The organism is Corynebacterium sp. CCUG 70398, from assembly GCF_024454055.1.
Lineage (GTDB): Bacteria > Actinomycetota > Actinomycetes > Mycobacteriales > Mycobacteriaceae > Corynebacterium > Corynebacterium genitalium.
In genome coordinates this window covers 131,175-144,379 of sequence record NZ_JAGPYZ010000001.1, presented here as the reverse complement: position 1 = coordinate 144,379, position 13,205 = coordinate 131,175, and the positions used below count along the sequence as shown (strand labels likewise).

General features: G+C 61.7%; 16 protein-coding genes, 1 tRNA gene and 1 pseudogene. 7 read left to right on the top strand and 11 right to left on the bottom strand.

Features of this window, described 5'->3' with window-relative positions; translation table 11 throughout:
* Window positions 1-684 carry a type 1 glutamine amidotransferase domain-containing protein gene (locus tag KBX07_RS00700; protein WP_256022593.1) on the top strand — a complete coding sequence of 228 codons (684 nt, stop codon included), beginning with the start codon at window positions 1-3 and terminating at the stop codon, window positions 682-684.
* A gap of 7 nt (window positions 685-691) precedes the next feature.
* Here the strand turns inward: KBX07_RS00700 and KBX07_RS00695 are convergent, their stop codons facing one another.
* The 6 genes from KBX07_RS00695 to KBX07_RS00670 form a co-directional block, all read right to left on the bottom strand.
* Window positions 692-1,441 carry a hypothetical protein gene (locus tag KBX07_RS00695; RefSeq protein ID WP_256022592.1) on the bottom strand — a complete coding sequence of 250 codons (750 nt, stop codon included), beginning with the start codon at window positions 1,439-1,441 and terminating at the stop codon, window positions 692-694.
* A gap of 131 nt (window positions 1,442-1,572) precedes the next feature.
* A complete protein-coding gene (locus KBX07_RS00690; RefSeq protein WP_256022591.1) occupies window positions 1,573-2,274 on the bottom strand; it encodes a CPBP family intramembrane glutamic endopeptidase in 702 nt (233 codons plus the stop codon).
* Between the two features lie 27 nt (window positions 2,275-2,301).
* Complete coding sequence (locus tag KBX07_RS00685; protein WP_256022590.1) at window positions 2,302-2,754, bottom strand: hypothetical protein; 453 nt, start codon at window positions 2,752-2,754, stop codon at window positions 2,302-2,304.
* 79 nt (window positions 2,755-2,833) lie between these two features.
* Entirely contained in the window at window positions 2,834-3,130 is a 297-nt protein-coding gene (locus tag KBX07_RS00680; protein WP_255995926.1) for a transcriptional regulator, read from the bottom strand.
* A gap of 3 nt (window positions 3,131-3,133) precedes the next feature.
* Entirely contained in the window at window positions 3,134-3,574 is a 441-nt protein-coding gene (locus tag KBX07_RS00675) for a hypothetical protein (RefSeq protein ID WP_005290626.1), read from the bottom strand.
* A 155-nt stretch (window positions 3,575-3,729) separates the two neighbouring features.
* A complete protein-coding gene (locus KBX07_RS00670) occupies window positions 3,730-4,263 on the bottom strand; it encodes a YceI family protein (protein ID WP_256022588.1) in 534 nt (177 codons plus the stop codon).
* A 486-nt stretch (window positions 4,264-4,749) separates the two neighbouring features.
* Here KBX07_RS00670 and KBX07_RS00665 point away from each other — a divergent pair, with 486 nt between their 5' ends.
* From KBX07_RS00665 to KBX07_RS00650, 4 genes and pseudogenes are all read left to right on the top strand, one after another.
* Window positions 4,750-5,091, top strand: coding sequence for a hypothetical protein (locus KBX07_RS00665; RefSeq protein ID WP_256002897.1), 342 nt, complete (start codon window positions 4,750-4,752; stop codon window positions 5,089-5,091).
* 240 nt (window positions 5,092-5,331) lie between these two features.
* Window positions 5,332-5,691 (top strand): helix-turn-helix transcriptional regulator, encoded by a 360-nt coding sequence (locus KBX07_RS00660; RefSeq protein WP_256022587.1) that lies wholly within the window; start codon window positions 5,332-5,334, stop codon window positions 5,689-5,691.
* A complete protein-coding gene (locus tag KBX07_RS00655; protein WP_256022585.1) occupies window positions 5,688-6,290 on the top strand; it encodes a cadmium resistance transporter in 603 nt (200 codons plus the stop codon). Before KBX07_RS00660 ends, KBX07_RS00655 begins: the two co-directional genes overlap by 4 nt.
* Window positions 6,291-6,591: 301 nt before the next feature.
* A pseudogene (locus KBX07_RS00650) lies at window positions 6,592-6,762 on the top strand (IS481 family transposase); the annotation flags it as partial.
* Between the two features lie 44 nt (window positions 6,763-6,806).
* On the opposite strand, the gene KBX07_RS00645 reads toward KBX07_RS00650, so the two are convergent.
* Window positions 6,807-6,883 (bottom strand) — tRNA-Arg (locus KBX07_RS00645).
* A gap of 281 nt (window positions 6,884-7,164) precedes the next feature.
* Here KBX07_RS00645 and KBX07_RS00640 point away from each other — a divergent pair.
* A complete protein-coding gene (locus KBX07_RS00640; RefSeq protein WP_156774839.1) occupies window positions 7,165-7,479 on the top strand; it encodes a hypothetical protein in 315 nt (104 codons plus the stop codon).
* Between the two features lie 8 nt (window positions 7,480-7,487).
* On the top strand, window positions 7,488-8,489 hold the full coding sequence (locus KBX07_RS00635) for an endonuclease/exonuclease/phosphatase family protein (RefSeq protein WP_256022583.1): 1,002 nt from the start codon (window positions 7,488-7,490) through the stop codon (window positions 8,487-8,489).
* Here KBX07_RS00635 and KBX07_RS00630 read toward each other — a convergent pair.
* The 4 genes from KBX07_RS00630 to KBX07_RS00615 form a co-directional block, all read right to left on the bottom strand.
* Window positions 8,470-8,691 carry a PspC domain-containing protein gene (locus tag KBX07_RS00630; protein WP_005290651.1) on the bottom strand — a complete coding sequence of 74 codons (222 nt, stop codon included), beginning with the start codon at window positions 8,689-8,691 and terminating at the stop codon, window positions 8,470-8,472. The genes KBX07_RS00635 and KBX07_RS00630 overlap by 20 nt on opposite strands.
* Window positions 8,692-8,818: 127 nt before the next feature.
* Window positions 8,819-9,325 (bottom strand): MarR family winged helix-turn-helix transcriptional regulator, encoded by a 507-nt coding sequence (locus tag KBX07_RS00625; protein WP_256022582.1) that lies wholly within the window; start codon window positions 9,323-9,325, stop codon window positions 8,819-8,821.
* 42 nt (window positions 9,326-9,367) lie between these two features.
* Window positions 9,368-12,013 carry an AAA family ATPase gene (locus KBX07_RS00620; protein WP_256022580.1) on the bottom strand — a complete coding sequence of 882 codons (2,646 nt, stop codon included), beginning with the start codon at window positions 12,011-12,013 and terminating at the stop codon, window positions 9,368-9,370.
* Window positions 12,013-13,194 carry an exonuclease SbcCD subunit D gene (locus KBX07_RS00615; RefSeq protein WP_256019881.1) on the bottom strand — a complete coding sequence of 394 codons (1,182 nt, stop codon included), beginning with the start codon at window positions 13,192-13,194 and terminating at the stop codon, window positions 12,013-12,015. Before KBX07_RS00615 ends, KBX07_RS00620 begins: the two co-directional genes overlap by 1 nt.
* Between the last annotated feature and the right edge of the window lie 11 nt (window positions 13,195-13,205).

Genomic DNA, 13,205 nt, shown 5'->3' with positions numbered 1-13,205 from the left:
ATGAAGTTTCTCGCACTGTCGACCAGCGTCCACCGCTACCAGAGCTCCGGTATTCACACCGGAATGTGGCTCGGCGAATTCACGCACTTTTACGACGTCATGACCAAGGCCGGCCACGAGGTCGACCTTGCCAGCGTCGATGGCGGCGCTGTCCCCATTGACCCGGTGAGCCTGAAAACCCCGGTGATCCAGATGGGCGGCACGAACAAGCGTTACAAGGACCCGGAGTTCATGGCGCTTCTCGACGACACCCCCGCCGTCACCGACGTCGACCTCGACTCCTACGACGGGATCTACTTGATCGGCGGCCACGGCACGATGTTCGACTTCACTAACGAGGAAGTCACCGCCGCAGTCGCCCACTTCGCCGACGCCGACAAGATTGTGTCGGCTGTCTGCCACGGTCCGGTCGGTTTGCTCGACGTCACCCTCGCAGACGGTTCTTCGCTTCTCGACGGCCGTAACGTCACCGGCTACTCCTGGGCCGAGGAGAAACTGGCTCAGCGCACAGCCGAAGTCCCTTTCAGCCTCGAGGAGAAGCTGAAGGAGCAAGCCGGCGAGTACACCACCGCTAAGCTGCCCATGACGAAGCATGTCGTCGTGGACGGCAAGCTGGTCACCGGGCAGAACCCGATGAGCGCAGCCGGTGTCGGCGAGGCTGTGCTGGAGCTGCTGGACTCCTAAATCCCGCCTACAGGCGGTCGAGGATCATGCCCAGTGTTTCCTCGGCCGCCTTGATGTTTTCCTCGCTGGGATCATTGACGCTCAAGCTGACGAGCGTGCCGTTTTTCTCGGCCACAGTGTTGTAAGTGGACATCTGCTCCATTTCGGAGTCGGTCCGCTGGATGACGGCGTAGCCCCCATCCGCATCTGCAGTGAAGGGGAGCTCCTCAGCCGCGACGCTCATTACGCCTGCGGGCGACGTGAACGAGTAGTTTCCGCACTTTTCTAAGTCCGGCGTCGTTCTATCGCGCTCCGGATCCTTGGTCACGCTTAGGTCATAGGCAACCACTGCGAAACCGTCGGTTTGAACGTCACCCGCAGTGAAGGTCTCCGGCGAAACGTCTTCATCGTTGAAGTCGTCTTGGTTCCTCTGGAACTCCTCGCCGCACTCAGGGGGATCGAACTCGAACATATCCGCCGCTTGCACGTCCTTCATCACCTGGAGCAAGTCCTTGATCTGCTCCGGTGATTGCGTGACCACCTGCTCGCTCTTGAAGGTGACGCCATCGAACAACTGGGAGAGATCTTTCACCTCGGCCGACTCGGAGTTCTCAGCCGCCGTTTCTTCGGACGGGGCTGCTTCAGCACTCTCCCCCTGGGTTTCCGTGGCCGGCCCTTCTGCAGTGCCCTGCTCGTCCGAGCTGCACCCGGCCACTAGCAGCAGCGTGGACGCAGCGACGGACGCCCCAATCGTTTTCAGTGCGCGTGATGTCAACATGGTGCTTCCTTTTCGTGTGATTCGGTGTTCTTACAGCTCTGCGGGACGGGTAGTTCTCAATCTTAGATTGAGGCAAGCTTTTACAAAGAAGATTCCATTTAGCTACGCCGTTCTGGCACCGCTGGCCCCACTCACCCTAGGAGCACAGCCAGCGTGGTGAGCTGGATCAACGCATTATTTGCAACGTGCGCGATCAAGCCAGCCCATAAGGTGCCGTGCCAGCGGGTGACAAGGGCGCACCCGAGACCAAAGAAGGTCGTGTACAGAATTGCCGGTGGGCTTACGTGGGCGATCCCGAAGATCACCGAACTGAGGATCACGCTCAGCGCGGCAGGCATGAGCGTATCGAAGTACCCCATGAGAACCCGGCGGAAGACCAGCTCTTCCAGGAACGGCCCTACGAGCAAGTAGGCCGCCAAAGTGACAATGATGGGAAGAGCACGCCCGACACCCACTTCTTCCAAGACCGACGTGTCCTCTGCATTGTTCAGCCCAAGGAGCGGCCCCAAGATCGAAGTCACAATGCCGGCGCTGATGATGATGGCCGGCACCTGCCAAAGGAGGTGCCAACCGCGCTTGCCCAGTGGGAGAAACCCCGCTTCGATCCCGCGGTTGCGCAAGTAGCGCAGTAACAACCAGGCGGGAAGACCAAGCGCTATCACCATCATGAACGGCATAGCAACGATGAGGACACTTCTGTCGACGTCTAGTTTCCACAGCCCGACAGCCTGACCGATGAGCAGCGCGTACATCGAGACAATAGCTAACGCCGCAACGAGTGCGTCTTTGGCCCCCGGCGGCGTGAGGGTTTGCCAGTTCACCGATTTTTTCACCGAAAGCCCCTTAGTTCGAACTGGTTTCTAGTGCGCGTGTGCGACCTGCACCCTGGGATTGCCAGTGGGAGTTCCAGGGCCTTGCAGCATCGCCATGAATAGCGCGACTGTAACGACGAACAACCCGACAGTAATGAGAAAGACCAGCAGATTGATCGTCGGCAGTTCCGTACCTGCGGCTACTTCCTCCCAGGCGTAGAACGCGGTCGAGCCGAAGCCGAGCACAAGCAGAATTGCCCCGGTGACAGCGGTCTGCATAGCCGCGCCCTTGCCCTGTGAGATCTCCGGCCGATTGACGAGGTAGTACGTCAAGCCGATGATCCACAGCGTCGCTACAGTGTTGCCTAGCGCGATGATCGCTGAGGTAGTAGCTTGATTGGCCCCGTCCGGATCTGCCACGGAAAGCGCAGCTAGAACCGCGATTATGGGAAAGCTCACGGCGCCGAAAAGCAGCCCGCCGAGGACAGTGCATTGCTTCATAACCTGATAGTAGACCGTGAACTCTGTGATTTTACTGAACCCCGGCGTGTTTCCCTGACTTTTTCTGGCCGCTTCCGCATCACCCGCCCTGCGCGATGCGGTTGAGGGTTTCCAGGTGATGGCTGAGCGCCTCCCGCCCGGCCTTGGTGATGACAAACCGGGTCTGCGGCAGCTTGCCGACAAAGCCTTTCTTGGCTCGGACATACCCAGCGTCTTCGAGTGCAGTCGCATGCTTCGACAAGGTGGAGTCCGTCGTGTCCAGATGGTCGCGCAGATCCTTGAACGTCATCTCAACGACGTTGGAAAGAGAAGCGAGCAAGGAAAAGCGCAGCGGATTCGCCAGTACTGGGTCAAGCTCGTTTCGCAGGTGCGCCATGGATTATTTCATCCTCTGAACGCGCAGCGAGGCATAGTCCCACACCGGCCCCGCAAGGGCGAGACCAAGGTAAACGTAACTTTGCAGGACGAGTTGTCCGGAAGTGATGCTCGGACCCAAGAGGCTGAACCCCCACATGATTCCCCACAGTCCGATCATGACACCCCACCGAGCGCCAAAGCCTTTCGGTGCCGGGCCCGAAAGCGCCCCGAAGATAGCGGACGAGTTCATCCCAAAGAACACCCATGCCCCAATCACCGCCCACACGATCGGTGGTGGCGGGCCACCGCCATTGAAGTAGGAAGCGATGAGATACAGCGGCCCGGCTGCACAGAGCATGATATAGCCGATCCAGCTCAATGGGAATCGGGCGGCATTGCGGGACAGGGTATTTGCGCGAGCGAGCATCTCGCGCGCTTCAGAAGCTGACGGGTTCATGGTCATCTCTCCAGGGTCGTGAAGTACTTTCCAGTTTGGAAAGTACTGTCTCGGACGCTAGCCGTCAAGAGTTATCTCCAGAAGATCCGAAAACCCGGCCGGTAAGCACAAAAAGGCCCGCCACGAAAGTGGCGGGCGGAGGGCGGACGCTCGTCGATAAGCTACTGCTTGATCGCAGAACCCTCGATTTCGATGCCGACCTTCTCGCTCAGCATCATGCCGCCGGAGTTCAACGGAGCCTGGAAGTCGATGCCAAACTCACTGCGGTTGATCGTGGTGCGCGCCTCGAAGCCCATGCGGATGTTTCCGAACGGGTCTTCTTCCACACCGAACGTCTCAACCTCGAACGTGACGGGCTTCGTGGTGCCCTTGATGGTCAGGTCACCGGTGACGGTGCCGTTGCCGTTTGCGTCGACGTCGAAGCTGGTGGCGTTGAACGTCATCTCCGGGTACTGCTCGACGGCGAAGAAGTCCTCGCCACGCACGTGGGCATCGCGGTCCTCGTTGCGGGTGTCGATGCTCTCCGTGCGCACAGTGCCGCTAGCAGTGCTTGCCGACGGATCCTCCGCCACGGTAATGGACGCTTCGTAATCAGTGAACTCGCCGCGGACCTTCGTCACCATTGCGTGGCGCACGGTGAAGCCGATCGAAGAGTGGGCGGGGTCTAGGTTGTAGGTGCCGGTGAGTGTGCTCATGGGATCTCCTTTGGGAATGATGTTGACTCGTCCACTAAGTTGGACAAGGCCGACTGTAGACCCATGTGTAGCCGGCGGCAACGAACCTTTAGCAGCGAAACTTCATCGCGATTTTCATAACGCATCTAACAGCGCGTTCACGAAAGCCTCACCGGACACTAGTGGTAACGTCGAACGTCAGTCATCTTCCTTCACTGGCCCCTCAAGTGGCCGGCCGCGAAGGTTGCCGCTCCCCCGCTGCGACCCAACTTTCCACGTTTACTAATTCTCTGAGTCTGGTTGTGAATATCAGAAAAAAGGGAAAAGAAACTAACCCTGTCTGCTGCCTTCGCTTTCGCCCTAAGCCTCGCCGCTTGCGCTCAGGAGAGCAAAGAACAACCCGAAGAGGAACCCGGAGCTCAAGGGGAAGCACCCGAGGAGTCTGGCACTGAACTCGGCGATCGTTTCACTGGCACAGTCGGCGATTTCACCATTCGCGTCACAAACTTGGCCGATCCCTCGACGATCGTTGAGGTCGAAATGCCCGATTCCGAGGGCAGGAAGCAGGTTTCGGTCGCCGCGGACGTGACCAATAACGGAACCCGCGAAATCGACTTAGCGTGCGGACTCGAGCTCGACGCGAACATTCTCGCGAACGGTTCTTCTTGGGGAAACGTAGGCTACCTGGAGCGCGTCCCGGGAAACCCAGCGTGCGGTGAAATGCTCAAGCCGGGCGAGACTAAGCAGATGACCTGGGTGTCCCTTATGCCTGCGGACCAGCAGCCCACCGATCTGAGCATTGAGGACACAGCTCACCCAGACGACTACCTTCAGCTCAAAGTCCGCTAGCGTTCCGTACTTGCCATAAGAGGTACACAGGATAATCGAGGCAGCAAACTGGCTTGAGAGACCGGAGCGGGATTATTTGATCGGTAGAACGATTCGCGCGCAACTTGGATCTCGAGCTGGCGACGCTGTTTCACAACTCTACCGGAATCGCTGCCACTTCCACTGTCTCCTGAGCAGCACACGCGGCTACGCCACTACATCGGACCTGACATGTTCAGTGCTCGCTGTATATTTCATTACATGCTGACTATTGCTTCGCGTCTCGACGTGATGAACCGCCTGGGTCGTGCACTGGCCGACCCCACTCGATCCCGGATCATCTTGACCCTGCTCGACCATCCCGCTTACCCGGCGGAACTGGCTCGAGATCTGGACCTGACACGCCCGAACGTGTCCAACCACCTGGCATGCCTGCGCGATTGCGGGATCGTCGTCTCCGAGCCCGAGGGTCGTCGGACACGATACGAGATCGCCGATCCGCACCTGACGCAGGCGCTGACGACACTGGTCGATGCCACTCTGGCAGTAGACGAAGGCGCCCCGTGCATAGATCCCGCCTGCTCGCTTCCCGGATGCGATGTAGCTGGGGAGGGCGCATGATCCTCACCACGATCTTGCAGGCGATAGGCCTGTTCGCAGCTACCAACATCGACGACATCATCGTGCTCTCCCTCTTCTTCGCACGAGGGGCAGGCCAGCGCGGCACTACCGCCCGCATTATGGCCGGCCAGTACCTCGGATTCGCGGGCATCCTCGGTGCCGCGGTTCTGGTGACCGTCGGCGCCGGAGCATTCCTGCCCTCGACAGCCATCCCGTACTTCGGTCTCATCCCTCTGGGCCTCGGCCTCTGGGCCGCATGGCAGGCCTGGCGCGGAGACGATGACGACGATGACGACGAGGCCAAGGTTGCCGGCAAGAAGGTCGGCGTGGGGACTGTCGCAGGCGTCACCTTTGCCAACGGCGGCGACAACATCGGTGTCTACACCCCTGTCTTCCTCAGCGTGGAACCTCTCGCAGTAGTCGCTTACTGCATCATCTTCCTCGCGCTTGTCGCGGTCCTGGTGGCCCTGGCAAAGTTCGTCGCCACCCGCCCCCCGATCGCCGAAGTGCTCGAACGCTGGGAGCACATCCTCTTCCCCATTGTTCTCATCGGCCTCGGCATCGTGATCCTCGTCAGCGGCGGAGCCTTCGGACTCTGACGTAGCGGCAGCGATCTAAACGGCCCCGGCCGGGCGCACCCCTCTCGGTTCAGTCCGCGACACCTACCTGCAGCCAGTCCTGCGTGATCGCAGCAACAAGACCGCCATGGAGCGCTGCAAAACCCCGCCATCGAGCGAACGAAGCCACAGCCTCAGAGTGCACGCGCCCCCGCTGTACCCGTCGTTGACACGCCGGACACTCCGGCTATTCCGGGTGCGTTCTCCGGCACCGTGGTGTGGGATGAGGACCGCTCCAAGCACGTCAACGACGGAGACGAGCGCATTCCGGGCCTGGCGGTGCGGGCGCCGATGGGGCGGCGAACCCATCACAATGCTCTGCGTCGACAACCACGTCGACATCAAAATCACCGCCACTGGGGAACATATCGCGGCCTACACAATGAGCGACGACAAGATCTACTACAACCAAAAAGACAACGAACTCAACCCACTATGGGGCACCCACAAATGACGAAATCTCGAAACTCGACCGGAACGATGTCTCGAGACAACACATGGTGTCCCCGACAGGATTCGAACCTGCGACCTTCGGTACCGGAAACCGATGCTCTAATCCGCTGAGCTACGGAGACGTACTGCTTGAAGCAGCGCACCTGACTTTATCACCGCCGGTGATGAGAGACTTAATCGGGCATGAGCCTCACGCGCTCCCGCTAGATTAAAGAAGACAGACGCGAGTCCTACCTTCTCGGGAGAGACAATGAACCGGTTGTTGCCTGCAATCCTCGCGGGTGTTCTATGCGTGAGCGGGTGCAGCTCGGAGCAGAGCGAACCAGTCCAGGTCACCGCGACGGTCACCGCAACGCACACGACCACCACAAGTGAGACGGTTAGCTCTACAAGCTCTGCATCGGTGGCCGCAGAACCCGATACCGTCACCAGCGAAACCGAACCCTACGTAGTCGAGTGCCTCGTAGGAACGCCAGGCCCCGCATTATGGTCGGACGGAACGATCGAACACTCCGAGTACTGCTTCTACGCCAACGACGGGCCCGCCTATCTCGAGCAAGAAAGCCAGTCTGGTTTGCTCCCAGGAGGGGCAGCCGTGAACGGTTACGGGTACGACGAATACGGCAACCCCAACCCATCCAGCGGCGAATTGCAGGCTGAATGGGGCTGCCAACAGGGATACATCACAGACCCTGAGATCTGCTCGTACTTCGAATAGGACTGACTATGCAGGAATCCCCTACCCGTCCCAGCACCGGCAAGCTCGTCTTTTCCGCGCTCTTCACCGTCGCCGGGTTACTCCTGTGCGTACTCGCGTTCCTTCCGGCTGCGGGCATTTCGCAATGGCTCAGCACTCGGGTCGTGGTGGCTCAGGCTGTCTCCTTCCCCATTGCTTTCGGCATCGGGCTCGCGGTCATTGCGGCGGTGCTTGGGGCCTTCCGGTTTGTCGTGGCGCCGCTTGTCTGGGCTGTGGCCGCCGCCTGCTTCATCGCTGCGCCCGTGCCGCCGCTTCTGCCGGGCTCTCTTCACGCGCAGGAGATGTCCTCTGACAGTGGGGCGTCGGAAAGCTTTTCGACGCCCCGGGTGGTCACCTACAACAGCCAAAACACCCTGACTGCCGCAGACGTGCAGGACATCGTCGACCGTTTTGACCCGCACGTGGTTGTTCTTCCGGAGGCGAACAAGGACAAGGCGGTAGCGGCGTTCGCGGGGACGTCCTTCGCGGAGCGTGTCTTCACCTCGGAGCAGGGTCGCGGGATCGCACCAACGAGCATGGCGGTGCACCCTGACCTCGGAGAACTAGAACCCATTGATGCCCCGCCCACGACGTGGGGTTCGCTGGCGTTCCGGACCGCAGCCGGGCCAACAATCGTGGCCGTGCACACGACTGCCCCACTGCCCAGCATCATGGATCAATGGCGCGGGGACCTGCACAGTATCGCGGGCTGGGTCGATGCCAACGTCGATGAAAAGGCGATCATCGCCGGCGACTTCAACGCCACCATGCGCCACGGGCCGATGGCAGATTTGGCGCCGATGCAGGACTCGGCACGAATGTGCTCCCGCTACCCGGACGGCACATGGCCCACCGACGGTATCGCGGGTCTGCGCTCGCACATCGACCACGTGTTAATCCCCGCAGCCGGGGTGGACGGCTGTGCAACCGTCCGCGTGGGCAACGGGGACCACTTGGCGTATTTCGCTGAGATTAGTACAGCTCAGCGTTAGGGATGACGATCCAGCAGATGATGTAGATCAGCAGACCAGACATGCCCGCGAGGAACAGCGCGACGAAAACGAGGCGCACGAGCGTCGGGTCAATGTTGTAGGTCTCGGCGATGCCGCCGCACACGCCAGCGATGTAACGGTCGTTCATGGAACGCACGAGCTTCTTGTTGTTACGCGGCTGGGGGCTGGGCTGGTAGGTCATGATGGCGGTTCCTTTCTCGGGTGGGGGGTGGACGTTGTTGTTAACTGCTGTTCACGCTGACAACACCCATTCAACCCATTCGCGGCACCTGCGACAACGGGGATTTCCCTGATATTCACCCTGGGTTTTACCCTGAGGTCAGCTCCGGCCCGTCCGGGACCTGGCGCTTACCGCCGGGCACGTTCTCGACGTCCATGATTCCCTGGAAGAACCGCTCGAGTGCGGGAATGTCTTCGGTGTTGAGGTGGTCGAATACCACGCGCCGGACGCTTTCCACGTGGTCCGGCACTGCCCGGTAGAGCGCGTCCCGGCCGGTCTCCGTCAGGCGCACCAAGACACCGCGTGCGTCACCCGGGCTCTTTTCCTTCGACACCAATTCGCGGCGCTCCATGCGCGTGATCTGGTGGGACGTGCGGGAGCGGTCCCAATCCAGCTCGGTGCACAAGTCGCGCAGGCGCAGACTCTCCCCCTCAGCTTCGCTGAGAGCAACAAGTACTGCGTACTCGGACGTCGACAGCTGCGCACTGCAGAGCAGCGTGTCCTCCATGACACGGGAGACCTTGCGGGCGGCCTGCAGCATGAGACGCCACAGAACCTGTTCCTCGTCGGTAAGCCAGCGCTGTTCTGCCTTCATGGCGTTCTACATTAATACGAAAAACTATAAACTGTGATCCGGTTAAGAATTTCCCTTTGCGAACCTTTTCAATTCCTGGATGGACGCGGTCTTCGCCGCCGAGACGCGGTCGAAGCGGTGCGGGAAGCAGGTGAGCACGAAGACCTGGGCTGTTTCGCCCGCCTTGGTGAACACAGCGTTCATGGACTCCAGGCGTTTCGGGTCGGTCGCGCCGAGTGCATCGTCGATGACCACCGGCACAGGCGTTGTCCCCTGCTCCCCTGCGGCCACCAGGTCAGCGATAGCGAAGCGGGTGAGCAGCGCCATCTGCTCTTTGGCGCCGCCGGACAGTTCCGACAGATCCACTGTCGTGCCGTCGACGGTGCGGGCCTGCACCCGGAGCTGATCATCGAGGGTGAACTCGGTGCCGGGGCCGAACACGCGGCTCGCATGACGCTGCAGCGCCTGAGCGAACGGAGCGGCGTACTTCGCGCGCGCAGAGTCACGGTGAAAGACCATCGTGTCACGCAGCAGCTTCGCCGCGTTCGCTTTGCGGTGCAGCGCATCACGGCGCACGGTCGCGGTCTCCAGTTCAGCGCGGGCGCGGTCGAGGTTCTCTGCTTCACCGTCGGCGCTGGTGACAGTGCTCAGCAGCTGCAGACGACTTTCGTGGGCATGGCGGTGGCGCCGGTTCAGATTGTCCAAACGGTTGCGTTCACCCTGGAGGCGCTCCTCAGCGTGTTCTGGGTCGACCAGTTCGACTTGCTTCTTCAACTCGTTAGCCTCTGCCGCCGCGGCGGTCTGCGCAGCTGTCGCGGTATCGCGGTTGGTGGCCAACTGCTCGTCGGAAAGCTTCTCGCGTGCGGCGGCGAGCTGGGCGCGTGCGGCTTCGACATTGCCGCGCTGCACTTCAATGCGGGTCTCCAGTTCCGTCAGCGCCAGCGTGTGCGGTTTCGCGCGCAGCGGGGTCATCTTCGCGCCAAGGTCCGCCACGGTGTCGCGAGCTTCGGCATCGGCACGGCGGGCCGCGTCGAGTGCTTCTTGCGCTTCGTTGACAGGGGGGATCTCGCCGTCATGCGTCGCGACAGCTTCGCGCAGCCGGGTCAGCTCCTCGCGCAGCTCGTCAGCCTCAGCACCACCCAGGATGTCGGCGCGACGGGAACGGGCGGCCTCTAGAGCTGCCGCCAACTCGCGGTGCTCATCCCGCAGGCGGCGGGCACCGTCTAGGTCCTCGCAGCCGATCGTAGCGAGCAGGCGGTTGACGTCCGCTTCCACGTTGTCCAGATCCGTGGTGGCGGTCTCTGTCCCGGCGGCGGCGCGGAAGGTCAGGGTGATGTCGGAGATGCGGATCTCAGTGCCGTCGAAAAGCGCGACGGAGTCCGTGCCACCGCACGAGACCTCCTCACCGTTGACCGTGAATGCGGCGCCAGCCGGCCCGGCAATATCAAGCCGTGCTGCTGTCGACTCCACGATTCTGCGCTGCACGGTCAGGGTACTCGTGGCGTCCTCAAGCGCGCGGACGTCAGCATCTGTGACCCGGCGCTCCGGCTGCGCCTTGACCAAGCGGGCGATCTCTTGCTCGACAGCGTCCAGACGGGTTACAACTCCGTCGAGTTCCTCCACCCGTGCCCGTGCATTGGCCGCGGCAAGCGCTTGCTCAGCGGACCCGAGGTTGTCCCGCGCGGTGACTGCGTGCGCACGGGCCTGCTCGTGCGCTTTCTCCACCTCGGCCAGTGCCTTCCTTTCGGCGTCAGCCTTTTCACGGGTCGGCTCGTGCTGCTCCTTGAGGGTGTTGAGGGCGGCTTCGGCGTGTTCGACACCGGCGATGACAGCCTGGCGGGATTCGATGTCGTCGTTGGCGCGTGTGAGATCCTTTTCGGCACGGTCAGCCTTGTCCTGTGCAGCGGCGAGTGTGGCGGCGAGTTCGCGCGCAGCTTCGGCTTCGGCAGCACGGCGGGACAGCGCCTGCTCTGCCTCGGGAAGTTCGGCCTCGATGGCGGCCATGTCCACGCCGTGCTGGGCATACGCGTCGACCGCGGTCTCGTAGGCCCGCATGGGCTGCTCGGCGGCAGTGACCTTCTGCTCGGCGGCTTCAACCGCTGTCTCGGATTCCTTGAGGTCTTTGGTCGGCTTGCCGGATTTGGTGAAGTACCGCAGGTACTCCTCCTCCACGCGGCGCATGAGCCCGGAATCTTCCGCTTCTTGCGCAGACTGGCCACCGGCACCCTGGGACGTTCCCAGCGCACGGGTGAAGGTGGGGATCCCGGCTGCTTCGATCGCATCCGGCAGCGCGCCTTGGCGCAGGAACAGGGTGTCCATCAGCTGCTGGTCCACATGGTTCGCCAAGATCTCGTTCAGACGGTTATGCGCCTGCTCACCGGTGAGGTTCTCGGGCCGCGGGGAGAAGATCTTCAGCTCAGCTTTTCCCTTTGCCCCTTTGGCGAAGCGCTTGTAGATCTCGAACGTGTAGGGGCCGACAGTCGCGTTGAGACGCACCTCCGGCAGCTCGTCACGCCCGACCGGGTTGAGTTTCCGGATCTTCGTGGAGGTGTGCTTGATGTTCAGCACCGCGTCGAGCGCGTCCAGGATGGTCGACTTACCGGCCTCGTTGTCGCCGTGGATGAGGATGACGCCGGTATCTGGGATGTCAGTCAGCTCGAGGTGCTCCACGGCGCGCACATTGTCAATGATCAGGGAGTGAATGCGCATTATTTCGGCTCCTTGCTCAGACGGAACAGCAGGTTGACGGCGTCACGCGCGGTTTGGGGATCGCTCGTCTCGGCAGCGCCGAGCAATGCAGACATGGCATCCCGGGCGTACCCGGACAGCGGCAGGTTGGCCAGTTCCTCATCATTCGGTTCGAGGTGGAGGTCCATGAGCCGTTCGCGCTCATACAGTGCCCCGAACACATTGCGCTGCGCGGCCAGGCCTTCCTCGAGTTCCCGCGTCGCCTCCAAGCCGAGCGTGCCCGCCAAGGAATACTTCACCGCGGTGCGACTCTTGTGCGGGTACGCCTCCAGCTCCGCAATGACGCGGCGCACGTCCTCACCGTCGCTGACCTCCCAGTGCAACGCATCAAAGGTCCATTCGCCGACGGCATGCTCGTTGACATCGACGTCGACATCGGTCGCCGATCGCTTATCGACGCTCACCACCAACGCCTTCCCCGAGTTCACCTCATTCCCGGCCACATTGCCGCGCCGGTCGTGAAAGTCCGTGGTCTCCGGGGAACCGGAAAACCAGATCCGGCCGCTGGCACCCACTGGTCGGGCAGAATGGGTGTCGCCCAGTGCGACGTAGTCGACCACTCCGTTCGCCAGGGCTTGCTCCAGACCGGTCAGTGAGATCAGAGCTGGGTCATCCTCTCCCCTACCTTCAGCCTGGCCGTGAACCACGAGGATGCGGACGCTGTCAGTCGGTTCGAGCTGGGCAAGAGCACGGGCGGCCAAGTCCTCGTTGGCGTAGCGGGCCAGCAGCGGCGCGCCGACGATCTCCACGCCCGGGCGGACCTCGACAGGCGTGCTATCTGCCAGAACGGTGACATTGCTGAGCTGAGCGGCGTGTTCCAGCGCAGCGCCAGGCAGCAGCGGGTCATGGTTGCCCGGGAGCAGGAACACCGGCACGGGCAGCGAGCCGAGTACTTCGAGGGCGCGGCCCATCGTGCGTTCACTCAACGCGTTCGCGTCGAAGACGTCACCCGCAACGACGATGAACTCCGCACCGTGCTCCCGGGCCAGGTTTCCGAGTTTCTCCACCGCGCGCAGGCGGGAATCCTCAAAACGCGATTGAGCGTCGCTGTCTTCACCGTCGAGGAACCAGCGCGTCATTCCCCATTGAAAGTCCGAGGTGTGAATGAAGGTTACGTGTGTGGAGTCCTGTCCCGAGCCCATGCCTTAACAAC